The 18711-nt window shown below is 75.2% G+C and carries 15 protein-coding genes and 1 pseudogene; 8 read left to right on the top strand and 8 right to left on the bottom strand.

Annotation, left to right across the window (positions count from 1 at the left end; genetic code table 11):
* Positions 1 to 3: 3 nt before the first annotated feature.
* Positions 4 to 1035 (bottom strand): 2,3-diaminopropionate biosynthesis protein SbnB, encoded by a 1032-nt coding sequence (sbnB, locus tag D476_RS0100235; protein WP_017621976.1) that lies wholly within the window; start codon positions 1033 to 1035, stop codon positions 4 to 6.
* A 156-nt stretch (positions 1036 to 1191) separates the two neighbouring features.
* Complete coding sequence (sbnA, locus tag D476_RS0100230; protein ID WP_017621975.1) at positions 1192 to 2238, bottom strand: 2,3-diaminopropionate biosynthesis protein SbnA; 1047 nt, start codon at positions 2236 to 2238, stop codon at positions 1192 to 1194.
* A gap of 511 nt (positions 2239 to 2749) precedes the next feature.
* On the opposite strand from sbnA, the gene D476_RS35375 reads away from it, so the two are divergent.
* Complete coding sequence (locus D476_RS35375) at positions 2750 to 3157, top strand: hypothetical protein (protein ID WP_017621974.1); 408 nt, start codon at positions 2750 to 2752, stop codon at positions 3155 to 3157.
* A gap of 114 nt (positions 3158 to 3271) precedes the next feature.
* Positions 3272 to 3610, top strand: coding sequence for a LysR family transcriptional regulator (locus tag D476_RS40005; protein ID WP_394296919.1), 339 nt, complete (start codon positions 3272 to 3274; stop codon positions 3608 to 3610).
* On the opposite strand, the gene D476_RS35370 is transcribed toward D476_RS40005, so the two are convergent.
* The gene (locus tag D476_RS35370; protein WP_017621973.1) at positions 3514 to 4032 is read right to left on the bottom strand and encodes a pyridoxamine 5'-phosphate oxidase family protein; all 519 of its coding nucleotides are present in this window, start codon (positions 4030 to 4032) and stop codon (positions 3514 to 3516) included. The two genes, D476_RS40005 and D476_RS35370, sit on opposite strands and share 97 nt — an antisense overlap.
* Positions 4033 to 4111: 79 nt before the next feature.
* On the opposite strand from D476_RS35370, the gene D476_RS0100215 reads away from it, so the two are divergent.
* On the top strand, positions 4112 to 4738 hold the full coding sequence (locus D476_RS0100215; protein ID WP_017621972.1) for a TetR/AcrR family transcriptional regulator: 627 nt from the start codon (positions 4112 to 4114) through the stop codon (positions 4736 to 4738).
* 338 nt (positions 4739 to 5076) lie between these two features.
* On the opposite strand, the gene D476_RS0100210 is transcribed toward D476_RS0100215, so the two are convergent.
* Both D476_RS0100210 and aztA read right to left on the bottom strand, forming a co-directional pair.
* The gene (locus tag D476_RS0100210) at positions 5077 to 5262 is read right to left on the bottom strand and encodes a hypothetical protein (RefSeq protein ID WP_017621971.1); all 186 of its coding nucleotides are present in this window, start codon (positions 5260 to 5262) and stop codon (positions 5077 to 5079) included.
* 971 nt (positions 5263 to 6233) lie between these two features.
* A pseudogene (gene aztA / locus D476_RS31665) lies at positions 6234 to 6942 on the bottom strand (zinc ABC transporter ATP-binding protein AztA).
* Between the two features lie 20 nt (positions 6943 to 6962).
* Between aztA and aztB the strand changes: the two are divergent.
* The 5 genes from aztB to D476_RS0100180 all read left to right on the top strand — a co-directional run bounded on the left by aztB (position 6963) and on the right by D476_RS0100180 (position 13101).
* Positions 6963 to 7844 (top strand): zinc ABC transporter permease AztB, encoded by an 882-nt coding sequence (gene aztB / locus D476_RS0100200; protein WP_017621970.1) that lies wholly within the window; start codon positions 6963 to 6965, stop codon positions 7842 to 7844.
* On the top strand, positions 7841 to 9055 hold the full coding sequence (locus D476_RS0100195) for a hypothetical protein (RefSeq protein ID WP_017621969.1): 1215 nt from the start codon (positions 7841 to 7843) through the stop codon (positions 9053 to 9055). Before aztB ends, D476_RS0100195 begins: the two co-directional genes overlap by 4 nt.
* Before the next feature lie 116 nt (positions 9056 to 9171).
* A complete protein-coding gene (gene aztC / locus D476_RS0100190; protein WP_051061539.1) occupies positions 9172 to 10143 on the top strand; it encodes a zinc ABC transporter substrate-binding protein AztC in 972 nt (323 codons plus the stop codon).
* Positions 10144 to 10224: 81 nt separating this feature from the next.
* Positions 10225 to 11409, top strand: coding sequence for a zinc metallochaperone AztD (gene aztD, locus D476_RS0100185; protein ID WP_026123091.1), 1185 nt, complete (start codon positions 10225 to 10227; stop codon positions 11407 to 11409).
* 663 nt (positions 11410 to 12072) lie between these two features.
* The gene (locus D476_RS0100180; protein ID WP_017621966.1) at positions 12073 to 13101 is read left to right on the top strand and encodes a phosphatidylinositol-specific phospholipase C domain-containing protein; all 1029 of its coding nucleotides are present in this window, start codon (positions 12073 to 12075) and stop codon (positions 13099 to 13101) included.
* Positions 13102 to 13191: 90 nt separating this feature from the next.
* Here the strand turns inward: D476_RS0100180 and D476_RS31660 are convergent, their stop codons facing one another.
* The 3 genes from D476_RS31660 to D476_RS0100165 all read right to left on the bottom strand — a co-directional run bounded on the left by D476_RS31660 (position 13192) and on the right by D476_RS0100165 (position 18312).
* Complete coding sequence (locus D476_RS31660; RefSeq protein ID WP_017621965.1) at positions 13192 to 13746, bottom strand: hypothetical protein; 555 nt, start codon at positions 13744 to 13746, stop codon at positions 13192 to 13194.
* A gap of 233 nt (positions 13747 to 13979) precedes the next feature.
* Positions 13980 to 15935 carry an ATP-binding cassette domain-containing protein gene (locus D476_RS0100170; protein WP_083939355.1) on the bottom strand — a complete coding sequence of 652 codons (1956 nt, stop codon included), beginning with the start codon at positions 15933 to 15935 and terminating at the stop codon, positions 13980 to 13982.
* A gap of 592 nt (positions 15936 to 16527) precedes the next feature.
* A complete protein-coding gene (locus D476_RS0100165) occupies positions 16528 to 18312 on the bottom strand; it encodes an ATP-binding cassette domain-containing protein (RefSeq protein WP_017621963.1) in 1785 nt (594 codons plus the stop codon).
* Positions 18313 to 18711 lie beyond the last annotated feature (399 nt).

Below are 18711 nucleotides of genomic sequence, written 5' to 3'. Positions count from 1 at the left end.
TCCTCAGTACAGGTCCAGCCGGGTGCCCGCGCCCGCGGCCACGGCGCGGCGGTACACCTCGGCGGCGCAGGCGATGTCCTCCACGGCCATGCCCATGGGGTTGAGCACGATGCGCTCGGCGTCGTCCTCCCGCCCCGGGCGGGTCCCGGCCAGGATCTCGCCGAGCTCGGCGTGCAGCGCCTCCCGGGAGAAGCGGCCCTCCAGCACGAGCTGGTTGATGACCTTCTTCTCGCGGTTGCTCTGCTCCCAGTCGTCCACCACGACCTTGTCGGCGGCGAGGAAGACGTCCTTGTGCACGTCCATGATCGACACGTTCGCCAGGAACGACCCGGGCTTGAGCCAGTCGGCCTCGATGTAGGGGCTGTCGGTGACCGTGCACGGCACCACCACGTCCCCGGCGCGCACCGCCGCCTCGGCGCTGTCGGCGACCACCACCCCGAGGTTCGGGTGCTCGGCGGTCAGGCGGGCGGCCAGCGCCTCGGCGGCCTCGGCGCGGGTGTCGTACAGGTGCACGGTCCCGATCCCGCCGAACTGCTGCAGCAGGGCGGCGATCTGGGTCGACCCGATGAGGCCGCAGCCGACCAGGGCGACGTCGGTGAAGCCGGGCCGGGCCAGGTGGCGGGCGGCCAGCGCGGTGACCGCGGCGGTGCGCCACGCGCTGATCAGGCCGCCCTCCATGATCGCGACCGGGTAGTTGGTGGCCGGGTCGTTGAGGACGATCACCGCGCTGGCGCGCTCCCGGCCGGTGCGCGCGGGGTTGTCGTGCTTGCTGCCGATCCACTTCAGCCCGGACATCCCCGGGTCTCCGACGTGGGCGGGCATGGCGATGATGCGGTCGGCGATGTGGCCCGCCTTGCCCTGGGTGCGCAGGTAGGGCTTGAGCGGCTGGACCGTCCGCCCCAGCGCGTGCTGCTGCAGCGCCTCGTCGAGGGCGCGGACGTACAGGTCGGAGCGGTCGCCCCCGACCGAGGCGACGTCGCCCCGGCTCAGGTACAGGATCTCGGGCTTGTCCGCGGGGGCGGCGTTCGGGTCCATGGGTCCTCCGTGGTGGGAGCGGCCGGGCGCGGCGCCCGGCCGGGGCGGGAATCGGTGGTGCGTGTACGTCGGTCGAGGCGGGGGCGCCGGGCCGTCGCCGTCCCGGGCACGGCATGGCACGGGCGCGGCACGGACGGAACCGCGCGGCGCCCGGGGCTAGAGCGTGGCGGGGGAGCGGCGGCGGGCGCGCATGCTCTCCAGCCACGCGTCGTCGTAGACCATGTCGAGGTAGCGGTCGCCGCGGTCGGGGAAGATCGCCAGCACCCGGTCGCCGGGGCCGAGGCGGGGCAGCGTGCGCCGGATCGCGGCGACCACGGCCCCGCTGGAGCCGCCCGCGAACACCCCCTCGGCGGCCAGCAGCTCGCGGCAGTTCTCGGCGGCCTCCACGTCGTCCACGTGCACGACCTCGTCGATCTCCTCCGGGCGCAGCAGCTCGGGGACGCGGCTGGAGCCGATGCCGGGGATCTCCCTCGGGGCGGGCGCCCCGCCGAAGATCACCGACCCGGCCGCGTCCACCGCGACCACGCGCAGGTCCGGGAAGGTCTCGCGCAGGCGGCGCGCGCAGCCCAGGATGCTGCCGCTGGTGCTGACCGGCGCGAACAGGTAGGACGGCGGGCGGACGAGCTGGCGGGCCAGCTCGGCGCCGGTGCCGTGGTAGAAGGCCTGCCAGTTGCGGTCGTTGGCGTACTGGTTGACCCACACGGCGCCGGGGATCTCGGCGGTCAGCTCGCGGACGCGGCGGATGCGGGTGTGCAGGTAGCCGCCGGCCTCGTCGGGTTCGGTCACGGTCTCGACGGTGGCGCCCAGGCGGCGCAGCAGGGCCTTGTTGGCGCTGGTGGTCTTGGGGTCGACGACGCAGACGAAGCGCAGCCCGTGGACGAGGGCGGCCATCGCCAGGGCGATGCCGAAGTTGCCGGAGCTGCTCTCGACCACGGTGCCGCCGGGCCGGATGGACCCGTCGGCCAGACCGGCCTCCACGATGTGGCGGGCCGAACGGTCCTTCATGCTGCCGCCGGGGTTCATCAGCTCCAGCTTGGCCAGCACTTCGGGGCCGGGCCCCGGGAAGAGGCGCCGGAGGGCGACGACCGGGGTGTCGCCGATGCAGTCGAACAGGGACTCATGGACCGATTCGCGGGTGGGCTCAGGGATCGGTGCGCGGATCGGTGGCGGATGCGGGAGGCCGACGGCCTTTTCGGCGGTCACGGTGCTCCTTTGACTCTCGTGCCCGGTCCGGGGCGCGGAGGGCGCGGTGGGCGGGGGGACGGGGCGTGCCGGAGCAATATAAGGGAAGCCTTCCCTAAAACGTCAACACCGAACGTGGCATCGGCGGATCCGCGGACGGCGGTGCCGCGCGCGGTCGCGCGCGAGGGGGCCGCCGCGGCGGCCCGGGGGCGGGGTGCGCGGTGCCGTCCGTGCCGCGCCAGCGCGACAGTCTGTCGGCGCCGCGGGACGGCGTAGGCCGCGGCGCCCATCGGGCGCACCGTCGGCACATTGCGCGCCTCACCTGCGGTTTTCCTGCCCCGGGGTGCCTGAACGCCGCATCGGCGGAGGGCGCCTGCGCCCGGGGTCCGAGGGCGGCGGGGTGTGCGTACCAGTCGGTAGGCATTCCCGGGTTGCACCCGTACGGACCTGGTCTGTCATGATTTCGTGCTCGGACGGGCGCCTGTACCGGACGCCCCGGCCCAGCCCCATCGCTCCCCTGGAGAGGCCGCACGTGACGAAGCCCACTTCGCCGCTGTCCGACTTCGTTCGCCGCACCCTCGACCACAACCGGATCAGCTACCGGCGGCTCGCCGAGTGCGCCGTCGACCCCGAGACCGGGGAGCGGCTCGACCACCGGTGGCTCAACGGCCTGGTGAACGGCCGCTATACGACCGCGCCGACCCCCGCGCGCCTGCGGGCGCTCGCGGCGGGCCTGCGGGTCCCGCCGGTGGTGGTGAAGAGGCTGGCCGCCCAGCAGTTCCTCGACCTGGAGGCCGAGGACGGGGAGGACGTGGGCGACGACGCCTACCTGATCTATCTGCAGGCCAAACGCCTGCCCCCGGAGGACCGCGCGGTGGTCCGCGACCTCGTCCGCCGCCTGGCCGACTGCGCCACGCCGGGCCCGTCCGCCTGCCGCTGACCCGCCTCCGGCACCGGAGACGGGCGGCGACCGCCCGCGGGGAGGTGGCCCGGGCGGCCCCGGTGTCCTGGGCTTCGACCGTCCAACGGATACCGAACGAATACGGCCGGGATCGTGCAGAATATCCGCGTGATCGACCCGAAGCTCAAGGTGCTGCAGATGGTCGCCCGGTACGGCACGGTGACGGCCGCGGCCCAGGCGATGAGCTACACCCCCTCGGCGGTCTCCTACCAGCTCCGCCAGCTGGCCGAGGGGCTCGGAGGAGGGCGTGCGCCCCGGTTGGGCCCCAGGTCGTTACGGCCGCGGAATGTCCCCCTGCTCCAGGGGACGCCACGGGCGGCTCGCCTTCTGGGACCTCAGTCCGCGCCCCCGGTGCCGAGGATCCACCGGGTGATGTCTCCCGGGAAGGCCGCGAGCGTCCAGCCGTACGCCCTCTGCGGCCGCATGCGGTAGACGACGCGGTCGACCTCCTCGCCCTCGGCGGGGCGGCGCGCCCCGAGCGCCGCGTACTTCTCCAGCCACCGGTCGATGTAGGGCCCCTCGCCGATCCGCTCGGCCCGCCCCTCGACGGCCACCACCTGCTCCCCGTCCTCAAGGTTGACCTGCATCCTGGGGTTCTCCTCCAGGTTCCGGGCGGTGCGCGTGGTCGGGTGCGTCGCGAAGAGGAAGCCCTCCCCGCCCCACAGTCCCCAGAAGGGCCGGGCGAGCGGGCGGCCGCCCGCGCTCGACGTGGCCACCCAGTACGTGCGTGCCTCCGCCAGCCGGGTGTGGGCCCACTCCCAGGGCAACAGAGACGCGCCTGCGTCGGAGCCCGGGTCGGCCCCCTGGTAGTCGGCCGGGATCCGGGGGCGCTCGGCCGCGATCTCGGATGTCATGCGGAGCCTCCGTGCCTCTCGTCTTATACGGCGTACATGGACACTGTAGAGGACGCCTTGTACGCCGTATAGTGGGGCCGTGGACACGCTGACCCCCGGAGCGGTCGCCGACCGCGCGCTGGAGATCGCCGACGCCGACGGGCTCTCCGCCGTGAGCATGCGCCGCCTCGCCCGCGAGCTCGGCGTCACCCCCATGGCGTTGTACTGGCACTTCAGCACCAAGGAAGCCCTCTTCGACGGGATGGCCGACCGCGTCCTGGCCGAGGTCGGCCTCCCCGCCGCCGACGGCACCCCGTGGCGGCCCCGCCTGGAGGGCCTGCTGCGCTCGTTCCTGGACGTCCTGCGCCGCCACCCCGCCGCCCCCGACCTGCTCACCGGGGCGGGGGAGCTGAGCGGGCACCGCCTGCTCATCCAGGAGGCGGCGCTGGGGCTGCTGGCCGAAGCGGGCTTCTCCCCGGGGGAGGCGGTGCAGGTCGTCGGGCACGCCACCGCGACCCTGGTGTCCCTGGCGCGCACCCAGGCCGGGCGCGCCGACGAGCGGCGCGCCCGCGAGGTCCGCGCCCACCTGCTGGCCCTGCCGCCCGACCGCTACCCGCGCACCATCGAGGCGGCCGGGCCCATCAGCGCCTGCGCCGACCCCGACACGTACTTCGCCTACGGCATCGCCCTGCTGCTCGCCGGGATCGACGCCCTGGCCGCGGGATGAATCCGCTCCGGGGCCGGGCAGGACGGCCCGCTCAGGCGGGGGTGCCGCCTCCCCGCCCCGTTCCTGCGATTCGCCGGGCTCCAGGCGGGCCAGCGGAACGGGGTGGGACATGCGTGCCCCGATCATCGGACGCGTCGGGGGCGCCCCCGTCGTTCACCGACTGCCTGGTCCCGACCGTCGGCGACGTCCCGCCGATGCCGCTGGCGGTGTTCGAGTACCCGCACCCCGACTCGCCCTACGGGGTGAACGGGGCAGGGGAGCCGCTGACGCTCTCGTCCACCCCGGGGACACCGCCTTGGCGGGAGGGGCCGGGTGAGGGGCCCTGCCGCCGGGACCGGTCACGCCACCAGCTCCAGGAGGGCGTCCATGCCGCGCTCCAGGAGCTGGTCGTGGGTGAGGACGACCTGTCCGCCTTCGTCGGAGCGCGAGGCGGGCGCCACTTCCAGGCGCCCCTCGTCGTCGCGCCGCACCGAGCTTCCGGGGCCCGCGTGGAGCAGCGCGAGAACGATGCCGTCACGGTTCATGACTGTCGACTCCGACCTGTGTGCGGGGGATTCGTATACGGGTGTCGGGAGACGGCGGCCCGGTGGGGAGCGGGCGTGGAGCCGCCGCTGTGCGTCGTCGTACCGGCCCGCACTGTGCGGTCCGCGGTTCTGGGGACGCCGCCTCAGGTCAGAGGCGGTGGATCTCCCGACGGGCACTGAGTATTCCAACAGGCGGTGACGTTCGCCGACCCCCCTAAACGCGGGTTCAGGTGGGGTGTTCCTCACAGGAAGGGGGGCGGCACTTCACGCATCCGTGTGACGCGCGACGCAGGGGAGAGCCTACTGGTCCTGTGGGCCCCATTGCGCCCCGAAGACCAGGAGGGACGGCGACGAGGGGCGATGGCGGCACTTCCGGCAGTGTTGTCGGCCGCCCGGCGTGTTCGTGGTCATCGGAGGAAGCGGCGACGGCAGGGCTGGTGCCCCGCTTGGGGGCCCCGGCCGGGCGGCGGGCTGCCGGGGTGTGGCGAGGAGGGCGGCGACGGAGTGAGCGGGGCGGCATGGTCGTGAACCGGGCGAATACTCAGCGTTGGGGATGGGCGAGGCGGGAAGTGCGCCCAGCGACGCCCGGGAAGGCCTCTGGGCGACGGACATTGAGAGCGCGCACGGCCCTCACCCCCGGCCGTCCGCCTCCGTTCGCGCCGCCGTCCCGGACCGCGAGGAACCTGCCACTCGGCAGGCAGGGCCGGGGAGCCGCCCCGCTCACTCCGTCTCCGCCTCTACCTGGAACTCTGGAGCCCCGCCGCCCGGCCGGGGCCCGTGAGTGGGGCACGTGCTGTGCCGTCGCCGCCCACCACGGTGGCCATGCACACGCCGGGCGGCCGACGGCGCTGCGGTAAGGCCGCTGCCCCTGTCGGCGCTGCCCGCTCCCTGTCATCCCGATGGCCGGGGCGGTCAGACATGGGTCCGGTGCCGACCGGTTTCGTCGGCGTCGCTCTCCCGGAATGAAACGGCTATACGGCGGCGTCCGCTTGTCGTGGCGGCGCGCCCTCCGCCGCCGCTGCAATCCGTCCGTTCCGCAGGTGCAGGCGGTGGTCGGCCCTTCCGGCGGCGTCGGGGTCGTGGGTGGCGTACACCACGGTGACCCCCTCGGCCGCCACCTCTTCCAGGACGCNNCTCCTGGGCCCGCGCGTCCAGGCCGGTCGCGGGCTCGTCCAGGAGGAGCAGGTCGGACTGCTGGGCCAGCCCCTGCGCCAACAGCACGCGCTGGCGCTGGCCGCCGGACAGGGCCCCGAGCGGGCGGTCGGCCAGGTCGGCGATGTCCAGGCGCTCCATGCACCCCGCCACGACGGTCCGGTCGCGGACGCCGGGCCTGCGCCAGGGTCCCAGGTGCTCCCACCGCCCCATGGCGACCGCCTCGCGGACGGTGATCGGCAGCGCGTCGGAGACGGCGCTGCGCTGCACCACCAGGGCGGGGCGCCGGAGGTGGCGGCGCTCGACCCGCCCGCCGTCCGGGGCGTGCACGCCCGCCAGCACCCCCAGCAGCGTCGACTTCCCCGACCCGTTGGGGCCCACGAGCGCCGTGGTGCGGCCGGACGGGACGGCGGCGTCCACCCCTTCGAGGACCGCCGTGCGGCCGTAGCCGGCGCGCACGCCGTGCAGGGCGACGGCGGTCGGTGTGCGGTGGTTCACGGCACCTCCCCGATTGACAATGAAAATCATTATCAGTGTACGGTCATCCCATGGAATGGCTGACCGCCCCCTTCGAGGTGGCCTTCGTCGCCCGCGCACTGGTGGCCGGGGTGCTCGTCTCGGCCGTCTGCGCCCTGGCCGGGACCTGGGTCGTGCTGCGCGGCATGGCCTTCCTCGGCGACGCGATGGCGCACGGCATGCTCCCCGGGGTGGCGCTGGCCTCGCTGCTGGGCGGCAGCCTGTTCCTGGGCGCCGCCCTGAGCGCGGCCGCCATGGCGGCCGGCGTCACGGCGGTGACCCGCAGGACCCGGCTCTCCCAGGACACCGCGATCGGGCTGCTCTTCGTCGGGATGCTCTCGTTCGGCGTGATCATCGTCTCCCGGTCGCAGTCCTTCGCCGTGGACCTGACCGGCTTCCTGTTCGGCGACGTGCTGGCCGTGCGCCCCGTCGACCTGGCCGTCCTGGCGGGCGCGGCCGCCGCCGCGGCGGCCCTGGCCCTGCTGGGCCACCGGGCGTTCGTCGCGCTGGCCTTCGACCCCCGCAAGGCCGAGACCCTGGGCCTGCACCCGCGCCGCGCGCACCTGGCCATGCTCGGCCTGGTGACCCTGGCGATCACGGCCTCCTTCCACGTGGTGGGCACCCTGCTGGTGTTCGGCCTGCTGATCGCACCCCCGGCCGCCATGGCGCTGTGGGCCCGCCGCATCCCCTCGATCATGCTCGGCGCCGCCCTGATCGGGTCGGCCGCCACCGCCGTGGGGCTGCTCCTGTCCTGGCACCTGGGCACCGCCGCAGGAGCGACCATCGCCGCGGCCGCCGTGGCCTCCTTCTTCCTCTCCGCCCTGGCGGCGCGCCTGCGGGACCGCCGCCCCCCGCACCCGTCCGACCCCCCGGAAGCCACGAGCCCGGAAACGGAGCACGCGTACCTGCGATGACGATCGGAAGACGCACCATTCCCGCCCTGGCCTGCGCGGCGGGCGCCCTGGCGCTCGCCGGATGCGGGACGGAGGGCGGAGCCGCCGGGGACACCCCGGCCGAATCCCCCGCACAGCCGCACGGATACATCGAAGGGGCCGAGGAGACCGCCGAGCCCCAGTGGCGCCTGGTCCTGGCCGACACCGAGGACGGCGCCGTGCACCTGCTCGACCCGGCGAGCGAGGAGGTGAGCCCGCTCGGCACCGTCCCGGGCGCCCGCGAGGCCGCCACCGACGGGCGCCACGCCTTCATCGGCGCCGACGGCGCCGTGACCGTCGTGGACAGCGGTGCCTGGACGGTCGACCACGGCGACCACGTGCACTACTACCGCGCCGAGCCGGGGACGGTCGGCGAGGCCGAAGCCGGGGGCGCCCTCGGCGCGCCCGGGGACCCCGCCGTCACGGCGCTGGCCACCGGCGACGGCGCCCTGGTACTCGACCGCGCGTCCCTCGACGAAGGGGAGGTCGAGACGGCCGCGCAGCCGGACGGCACCGCCGTCGTGCCCTACGCCGGGCGCCTGCTGGCCGCCGGAGCCGACGGGGACACCGTGCGGGTGCTGGACCGCGCAGGCGAGCCCGAAGGCACCCTCGACGAGACGTGCCCCGACCCCTCCGGCCAGGCCGTGACCCGGCGCGGCGCCGTGCTCGGCTGCTCGGACGGCGCCCTGGTGGTGACCGAGGAGGACGGCGGCGACGAGGACGAAGCCGCGCTCGCCGCGGAGAAGGTGCCCTACCCGGAGGACGAGGACGCGCCCCCGGCGGAGTCGTTCCACCACCGCCCCGGGGCGCCTGTCGTCGCCGGGCTCGCGGCGGACGGCGAGGGCGCCTGGGTGTTCGACGTCGGCGCCGCCGAATGGACCCGCATCGACTCCGGGCCCGCCGTCGCGGTGAGCGCGGCGGGGGAGGACCTGCCCGTGCTCCTCCTCGGCGAGGACGGGACCCTGCGCGCCTACGACCCGGCCACCGGAGAGCGCACCGCCGAAAGGGAGCTCATGGACCCGGTCGAAGGGGACGGCCCGCCGCCCTCGGTGTGGATCGACACCGCCCGCGCCTACGTCAACGACCCGGCCGCCGACGCGGTCCACGAGATCGACTACAACGACGACCTGCGCGTCGCCCGCACCTTCGACCTCGAATTCAGCCCCGACCTCATGGTCGAGACGGGGTCGTGAGCCCTCCGCCGGGACGGCGGTCCGAACCCCCTCCCCCCTCGGACATCCCTCGACGCCGACCGGGACGCAGCGTCCCCGGTCCCCCGAACGCATTGGAAGACGCCGACGTGTTTCCCATTCAGCACCTCAGCTCGCTCCTCGGGCGGCACACCCCCGACCGTCCCGCCCCGCTCCGGGCGGCGGCCCCCGCGGTGGCCGCTCTCGCCCTGCTCCTGCCCGCCTCCCTGTCCGGGTGCGCCGCCTTCGGCGGCGAGCGGAGCGGGATCGTCGTCACCACCAACATCCTCGGCGACATCACCCGCTCCGTCGTCGGCGACCAGGCCGACGTCACCGTCCTGATGCAGCCCAACGCCAACCCGCACTCCTTCGGCGTCTCCGCGCGGCAGGCCGCGGAGCTGGAGGAGGCCGAACTCGTCGTCTACAACGGACTGGGCCTGGAAGAGGGCGTGCTGCGCCACGTGGAGGCCGCCGAACAGGCCGGGGCCCCGGCGCTGGAGGTCGCCGCGGGCGTCGACCCCCTCGACTACGCCGAGGGCGAGACGGCCGGACAGCCCGACCCCCACTTCTGGACCGACCCGGTCCGTACGGGCGAGGCCGTGGACCTCATCGCCGACGCGGTCGTGGAGCAGGTCGGCGGCGTCGATGAGGAGCGCGTGCGCGCCAACGCCGACGCCTACCGGGGAGAGGTCGAGGCGCTGCACGAGGAGGCCGAGGAGCGCTTCGGCGCCCTGCCCGAGGAGCGGCGCAGGCTCGTCACCGACCACCATGTCTTCGGCTACCTCGCCGACCGCTACGGCTTCGAGGTCATCGGCGCGGTCGTGCCCAGCGGCACCACCCTGGCCTCGCCCAGCAGCGCGGACCTGAAGTCCCTGTCCGACGCCGTCCGCGAGGCCGGGGTGCCCGCGGTCTTCGCCGACTCGGCGCAGCCGGACCGGCTCACCCGGGTGATGGCCGAGGAGGCCGACCTGGAGATCGAGGTCGTCCCGCTGTTCACCGAGTCCCTGACCGGCGAGGACGGGGACGCCCCCACCTACCTGGACATGGCCCGGTACAACACCGGGGCCATCGCGGACGCGCTCGCCGAGTAGGCGGCCGCCCCGCCCGCCTACGGGCCCCACGATTTCCCCCCCAGCCCAGCGCACCACCCTCAGAGAAACGGATGAGGCACCGTGAGAAAGCATCCCCGCACCTTCCATCCCTCCCGCCGCGGCCGACCGGCGGCCGTGCTGTCCGCGGCGGCGGCGCTCGGCCTGGCCGCCACCGCCTGCGGCGGTGGCGGCCAGAGCGCCGAACCGACGTCGACCGAGGTCACCGACGCCCTCGTGGCCACCTACGACGGCGGGATCCTCGTCATCGACGGCGAGAGCCTCGACGTCGTGGAGGACATCGAGCTCGACGGCTTCAACCGGCTCAACCCGGCGGGCGACGGGCGCCACGTGCTCGTGTCCACCTCGAGCGGGTTCCGCGTACTCGACGCGGTCGGCGCCGAGCTGACCGACGACGAGTTCGAGGCGCCGGAGCCCGGCCACGTGGTCCGCCACGCCGGGCGCACCGTGCTGTTCTCCGACGGCACCGGCGAGGTGACCTCCTTCGACCCCGCCGACCTGGGCGACGGGCTCCCCGAGACCGAGACCTACACCGCCGAGGAGCCCCACCACGGGGTCGCCGTGGTGCTGGAGAACGGCGAGATGGTGGTGACCTACGGCGACGAGGAGGAGCGCCCGGGCGCCCTGGCCCTCGACGCGGACGGGGAGGAGATCGAGCGCAGGGACGACTGCCCCGGGGTGCACGGCGAGGCCACCGCGAAGGACGAGGCCGTGCTCATCGGCTGCGAGGACGGGGTCCTGCTCTACCGCGACGGGGAGTTCACCAAGGTCGACAGCCCCGACGACTACGGCCGCATCGGCAACCAGGCGGGCCACGAGGACTCCCCGTACGTCCTGGGCGACTACAAGACCGACCCCGACGCCGAGCTGGAGCGCCCCGAGCGCATCACGATCACCGACACCGCCGACGGCGGGCTGGAACTCGTCGACCTGGGCACCAGCTACAGCTTCCGGTCGCTGGGCCGCGGCCCCGACGGCGAGGCGCTGGTGCTGGGCACCGACGGGGCGCTGCACGTCATCGACCCGGATTCGGCCGAGGTGACCGATTCCCACCCGGTGATCGGGGAGTGGACCGAGCCGCTGGAGTGGCAGGACCCCCGCCCCACCCTCTTCGTGCGCGGGGACACCGCGTATGTGACCGAGCCCGGTGAGAAGAAGCTCTACGCCGTGGACATCGCGAGCGGGGAGGTGCGGGCCGTCACGGAGCTGCCCGAGGCCTCCAACGAGATCACCGGCGTGGAGGAGTGAGAACACGCGGTCCGGGCCGGGGCGCGGCCCGCCCGGACCGCGTCCTTCCTGCGCGGCAGAGGCCGCCGGGGCCGTCGGCGGACGGTCCCGGCCACAGGTGGCCGCGCGCCGGACCGTCCGTCCCACGGCCCGGCGCGCGGCCACCGCGACGTCTCCTGCGGGCGCTCATGTCCCCTTGAGGCGCGTGACCACCGCCCGCCCGGGTCGGCACGGCCGCCATGGCCCCGGGCAGGCGGCTGTTCATGGACGCGCCGCTTCCGCGGCCCCGTTCGGCGACCACCTGCCCACCCGGCGACCGGTCACGTCCGCAGAACTCTCGTCCGACCAGGTCGGAGCGATCGTCACTCCGTCGGGGCGGCCTTGCCCCTGCGGCGCCGCCGACCGGCGCCCTGTCGTCGCGCCGCCTCCGGCCGCCTGCCCCCACGTCAGCCGTGACCGCCGAGAGTGGAACCACGCCAGCGGTCGACGGGGGCGTCCACTCGACCCGGGGCGCTTGAGTCTCAGCGGACGTTCACGTACGCGTGGGTTTCCCGGAGTACCGGGGGATGGCAGCATGAGCGACCGCGCGGCCGCCGGTCGCCCCCATCCGACGCCCCCCACCCCTCCGTCCCGACCCCGACTCGCACATTCCCCACGGCCCCACGGCCACCCCCAGGAGGACCCGTGCCCCGCTCCCTCCCCGCTCCGCGGCTCCTCGGTGCCGCGGCCGCGTTCGGCCTGATCCTGGCCCCCGCACCGCCCGCCCACGCCGACTCCGGATCGATCGCCGCCACCACCTCGGTCGGCGTGCACAACGCCTACGAGAAGTCCGCCTTCCCCTCCTTCGCCGACGCCCTGGACTCCGGTGCCGGGCTGCTGGAGATCGACGTGTGGACCGACGAACTCATCGGGAAGTGGCGGGTCAACCACGACCTCATCGGCCAGAGCAACAACTGCGCCGGTGCGACCGACCCCGACCGGCTGCGCGAGGGCGGCGACGGCGACCTCCGCGCCTGCCTCACCGACATCCGCACCTGGCACGAGACGCGGCCCGGCCACCGGCCCGTCGTGCTCAAGATCGAGATGAAGGACGGCTTCCACGCCGCCGGAGGCCTGGGACCGGCCGAGTTCGACACGCTGGTCGACGCGACCCTCGGCGACGCCGTCTACCGCCCGGCGGACCTGCTCGGCGGCCGGGACACCCTGGACGGGGCCGCCGCCGCGGGCGGCTGGGCCGACCGCGACGCGCTCGCGGGTAAGGTCCTCATCGAGCTCATCCCCGGAACCGTCGAGCGGCAGAACCCCTTCGACGACCTGTGGACCGACGAGGAGTACGCCCGCCACCTGCGGGACCTCGCCCAGGCGGGCGAGGCGGGCCGGGCCGCGGCGTTCCCGGCGGTCCTGGGCGCCGAGGCCGGGGACCCGAGGGAGCGCTACGACGACGTGGGCCTGCGGCCCTGGTTCGTGGTGTTCGACGGCGGCGCGTCGGCCTACGTCGGCGGGGGCATCGACACCTCGTGGTACGTGGAGAACAACTACCTGCTGGTCATGACCGGCGCCCACGCGGTGGCCCCGGAGATCGACCCGGTGTCCCCGGGCGAGGACGAGGCCGCCGCCCGCGTGGCCGAACTGGCCGGAGCCGGAGCGACGACGGTGACCAGCGACTGGACCGGCCTGCCCTCCGTGCTGAGCATGGTCCTGCCCCGCGGATGAAGCGGCCCGCCGGCTCGACCGGTCCCGGTGGCGACGCCGCCACCGGGACCGGTCCCCGACAGGCCGCTACCGGCGGCACGCCGCACAGGATCATGAACCGCCGTTCGACCACGGGTGAGCGCCCGAATCGAGGAACCGGCTCGCCCACGCCCTGAACCGATCGTCACACTCTTCTCGTTCGGCCCAGAGCGCGTGCACGTCCTCCGGTGGCCCAAGGCCGAAGTTCCGGTCCAACCAGCCCAGGAACTCATGGTGGCCGTCACTGTGCTCTTCGACGCTTTCAGCGGCAAGGAACCCGAAGTCCATCATGGGCTCACTGTCGAGGGCGAGAAGCCGGAACAGCTCTGTCAGGCTTCGCGCGATCACATAGAGGTCCCCTTCGTCGCCGATGAGGACGACGGGCAGAGTGGCGAGATCGGTCCGGTCGTCGCACCGCCATAGGGCGTAGTCGGAGCCGGAGCCGTTCGCCTGCGCGAAGGGGATGAGGCGGCTCAGGAACTCCGGGTCCCCCGAGAGGGTGGGAAGGCCCGCATCTGCGCCGTACTCACGCAGCTCGAACCCTTCCGAGTAGGAGACCGGACCCATCCGGTCGTCCAGCTCTTTGAGCAGGTTCAGTTCCGGGATAGGCGAGTACGCCTCGCTCATGCCGCCCTACCTCCTTGAGTGGCCCCGCATAGGTTCGCGGCGATGGGGCCGCGCGAGCGGCGCAGCCATGGACGCCGTGCAGGGGTCAGGCGATGGTATCCGCGCAGGAGGACGACCGGGCAACGCCAACGTCGGCCGCGCACTCGCCACTGCCACGACAGGAACACGATAGGGATCCGCTCGCCGGAGGAGGCCACCGGCCTCGGCCGGAGTACCGACCGGCCGGTGGGCGGTCACCCTTCGCCCGGGTGCCTCCAGTACCCGGCGAGGTCGCGGTAGAGCGGCGACACGTTCAGCAGCTCATCGTGCGTCCCGAGGGCCGCGGCCTTCCCGTCCAGGACCAGGATCCGGTCGGCGCGCAGAGCCGACGAGAGCCGGTGCGCGATGACCAGCAGCGTCGTTCCCGGCCGCCCGGCCAGGGCCTCCTCGGCGTGCGCCTCGGTGTCGGGGTCCAGGTGGCAGGTGGCCTCGTCCAGGATCAGCAGCGGCGCGGGGGAGGCGTAGGCCCGGCCGAGGCAGAGCATCTGCCGCTCACCGGCGGAGAGCGCGGCCGGGGCGACGTCGGCGTCCAGACCGCCGAGGCGGTCCACCAGCGGGCCCAGGCGCAGGGCCGCCACCGCCTCGGCGAGGCGGGCGTCCCCGGCCCCGGGGGCGAGCTGGGCGAGGTTCTCCCGGACGGTTCCGGCGAACACGTACCCCTGCTGCGGGAGCAGGACCCGGGCGCGCGCCACCGGCGGCGAGGCGCGTCCGCGCACCGGGACCCCGCCCAGGAGCACCTCGCCCCGGTCGGGGGAGTGCAGGCCGGTCAGCACATGGGCGAGCGTCGACTTGCCGATGCCGCTGGGGCCGACCACCGCGACGTGCTCCCCGGCGCGGACCGCGAGGTCGAACCCGTCCAGGAGCGGCGGCGACCCGGCACCGTAGGAGACCCGGAGGTCCCGGCACAGGACCGCGGGCGGGGGCCCACCGCCCGAGGGGCCCAGAGGGCGGTCCGCCTCCGTGTCGGCCTGCGGTGTGTCCGAGGCCCCCGCGCCGCCGTTCCGGCCGGTGTCCGCGCTCTGCCCGGCGCCGCTCCCCGCCTCCGGGCCCTCCGGGGGGACGAACCGCTCCAGAACCACGATCAGGCGGCTTCCGGCCGCCGCCACCGCCGTCATCATGGTGCGCAGCGCGGGGAGCAGGGACTGCACCAGGTAGGTCAGCGCCCCCATCAGCGCCCCGGCGCTCACCCCGCGGTCGAGCAGCCACGGCACGGCCGCCAGGAGCGCGACGACCGGAAGCTGCCCGGCCGCCCCCAGGGCCAGGGTGCGCACCGCCGTCCACCGGGCCAGGACCCGGGCCGCCGCGTCCGCCTCGTCGGCGAGGCCGTGGAGTTCGCCTCCGGCGGCACGGGTCGTCCCGCAGGCCACCAGGTCGCGCAGGCCGGTGCGCAGGGCGGCGGCGCGGTCGGTGAAGGCCTCGTCCGCGTCGAGGTACCGGCGCTGCGCCGCCGCCATGGGGGGCAGGGTGAGCAGGAACAGCAGCAGGCCCAGGCCCATCGGCGGGAGCACGACCGGCAGCAGCTCGGGGGCGAGGGCGGCCATCCCCGCGACGGCGCCGACGGCGGTGAAGGCGAACGAGCGCACCGTCAGCACCAGCCCGGCGAAGCCGTCCCGGGCGATCTCGGTCTGCTGGGTGAGGCGGGAGACGGCGGAGCGCTCGGCCTCGGCCGCGCGGGCCGGGTCGGCCACGGCCCGGTGCAGGGCGTGGTCGGCGGCGCGCCGGACCAGCCCGTCCCGGAAGGGTTCGACGATCCCGGAGAGCCGCCGGAACACGCCGCGCAGGACCGGACCGGCGAGCAGCACCGACGCGGCGGCGACGGCGAGCCACCCCAGCCCTTCGGCGGGCCGCCCGGCGAGGAACCCGCGGTCGAGGGACCAGGCGATGGCGAAGCCGACGAGGAAGGTCTGCACCGACTCCAACAGCGACCACGCGGCGAGTCCGAGGAGGGCGCCCTTGTGGCGCCGGGCGAAGCGCAGCGCGTGCGGGAGGAGCCTGCGGAGGGTCCCCCGGTACAGGCGCCGCGGCCCGCCGGGCCGTGCACCGTCGGCGTCGGGCGGCGTTCCGGTGGGAGGCGGCGCCCCGGAACGCCCTCCGGCCCGGTCGGCCGCCGACCGCCGAGAACCGTCCGAAGCCGTCGCGGCCGTGTTCATCGGATCCCCTTCGACGAAGGCCCGGTCCCAGAGCACGAGCGAGGTGCGGCCGCCCTGCCCTGCCCGGTCCCGCGGACGCCGTCGGAGGAGCGCAATGGACTCTTCGTGAAGCGGGAGCGCCGCCGGGGTTCCCCACGAAGGCCCCCCGGTCGCGGCGGAGCCGCCGAAGGAGGCGTCTGAGCCTCCGAACGCGCTGTCGGTCCGGGCCTGGGCGTAGGGAGGCCCCGGGGACGTGCCCGACGACCGGAGTGGCTCCTCATCGGCCGGGCGGCAAAGGAGACCTCCTGCCGATCCGTCCGGGCCCCGAGCATGCGGGCCGGACACGCCCCGAGTCGGCCCGGCACCGCTCCATGGTGGGCCACGTGTCCTGGAGTGGTGCGACCTCCATGCGACGGCCGCGCCCGCTGGAGCGGTGTCACTTCGCCCCGCCCCTGTGTCGCTGATGTCGGGGAGAACGCCCCTGGGACCGCGGTTGCAGGGGCGTTCTCCCCGGGATCGACGCGGGTGGGGTCCGGCGGGCGGCGTTCGGCCGCTCGGCGACGGCGGTCACGGCCCACGGAGGTTCCCCCACTCCTGCCGAAGACGTGCAGTGTCACACCGGCCGCCCCTCAGCGGGGCGGCGGGGCGAGGCCGCCCCTTCAGCATCGGCGTGCCCGAAGACCGCGCGGTACTCCGGGTCGTGCCACAGGTCCCTGTGGGGCCCCACCCCCCGGACGCGGCCCTCCTCCAACCACACCACCAGGTCCGCCCGCGCCGCCGACGAGAGGCGGTGCGCGACCACCAGCCTGGTCCCGGGGCGGACCCGGTGGGTCAGCGCACGGTCCACCTGCCGCTCGGTCGCCGTGTCCAGGCTGGAGGTGGCATCGTCCAGGATCAGCAGCCGCCCTGCGTGGGCGAAGGCCCGCGCCAGCCCCAGCCGCTGGAGCTCCCCGCCCGAAAGCGGGGCCTCGTCCAGCGGTGTCGCATACCCCTGGGGAAGCGTCCGGATGAAGGCGTCCGCCCCCGCCGCCCGAGCCGCCCACCGCACGCGTTCCGCCGACACCGCCTCGGCGCCCGCGGCAACGGCCTCGGCCACGGTCGCCCCGGTCAGGTGCGGCCGCTCGAATGCGTACCCCACCTCCCTGCGCAGCCCGGCCTCCGTGAGCCGGTCGAGGCGCACGCCGTCCAGCAGCACCTCCCCTTCGTCGGGGTCGGCCAGGCGCCCCGCCACCTGCGCCAGCGTCGACTTGCCCGCCCCCGAGCGGCCGACCACGGCGGCCGTCAGCCCGCCGGGGACGCGCAGGTCCACCCCGCGCAGCGGCCGGGCCTCGCCGCGCCGAACCTGCACGCCGCGCAGCTCAAGTGTTCCGGGGCCGTCCGCCGGCAGCTCCGACCGCCCGTAGAGCAGCGACGGCGCGCGCACCACGGAGTCCACGCGGCGTGCCGCCGTCCGCCCGCGCACGAGCGCCCCCAGCGGCTCGGCCACCGCCCCCAGCCCCGCGGCCAGGGACGCGTAGCGGGACACCGCCAGCAGGTCGCCGACGCTCAGGCGCCCGGCCGCCAGACCGAGCCCTCCCACCGCCAGCACGACCGTGACCAGCAGGGGCATCAGGACGCCGCTGCGCGCCATCGCGGAGCCGTGCACCGTCCACATGCCCCGCCCCGCCGTGCTCAGCGCGCCGAGCGGCCGGAGGACGCGGTCGCGCTCGGCGTCCACCGTGGCGGAGGCGGCGATGGCGCGGGCGCCGCCGAGCGCGTCGGTGAGCCGGGAGGCGATGGCGGCCTGCACGCGCAGGTAGCGGCCGACGCTCTCGGTGGACCGGCGGGCGAACGACCGCAGGAGCAGCACCAGCAGGGGCAGCCCCGCGGTGAACGCCAGCGCCGTCCACGGGTCGATGAGGACCAGGGCGGCCAGCGCCCCCACCGGGGCCAGCGCCGCGGCGGCCACCTGGGCCGCCGCCGCGGGGGCCGCCCCGGCCTCGGCGGCGTTCGCCGACAGGCGGGTGGCCACCTCGCCGGGGGAGTGCCGTGCGGCCTCGGAGGGGGAGGTGCCGAGCAGCCCGTCGACCGCCCTGCGGCGGAGCAGGGCGGTGGACCGGGCGCCCACCGTCCCCGACAGCAGGGCGGTGCAGGCGCCGAGTACGACCTCGGCCGCGGCGAGCGCCGCCGCGGCGGCCAGCATGGGTCCCGCGCCGGGCGCCCGGTCCAGCAGCAGGTCCAGGGTGGTGCCGAGCACGGCGGGAACGGCGAGGGAGGCCGCGGCCGCTCCGGCCGAGCACACGAGGATCCCCGTGGTGCGCCCGGCGCTGGCCCGTGCCACGCGGGCCAGGAGCGCGTCGGCGGCCCGGCTGTCCGCCCTGCCGCCTGCCTCGTCGTCCTGCCGGTGGGTGAACGCCATCCGTGGCTCTTCCTGATGCGGTTCAAGGGGCGGTGTCGGGCTGTTCCGGAGGAGCCCCGATGGCTCGGGGCCCGGTACCGGGCCCTCGGGGGTCGGGCGGGCATCGACCCGCGGACAGCGACGAGGCGGCGCCGTCGGTGCCGTCGGTCGGCCCGCTTGTCGTGCCGGAGCGCTCTCCGCTCGTCGGCCCCGGGGGAACGCATCCTCGAAAGCGTGGTTTCAGCGTCGCATTCGTCACGACCGACGCGGGATGCGGGCCGTGCCCGCTGGAGTGCTGCAGCGGTGTCACCTCCCTGGACTCCCGTCGTCGAACTCGGAGGAGTCGGTCTTGGGACGGTGTGCGGGCGGGACCGGGACGCGGAGGTTCCGCCGCGATGGCGTTCGCCGGAGCGGTGGAGC

It is taken from the genome of Nocardiopsis chromatogenes YIM 90109, assembly GCF_000341185.1.
Classification (GTDB): Bacteria; Actinomycetota; Actinomycetes; order Streptosporangiales; family Streptosporangiaceae; genus Nocardiopsis_A; species Nocardiopsis_A chromatogenes.
The sequence above is the reverse complement of the archived record's forward strand: the minus strand, read 5'-3'. Positions and strand labels throughout refer to the sequence as shown.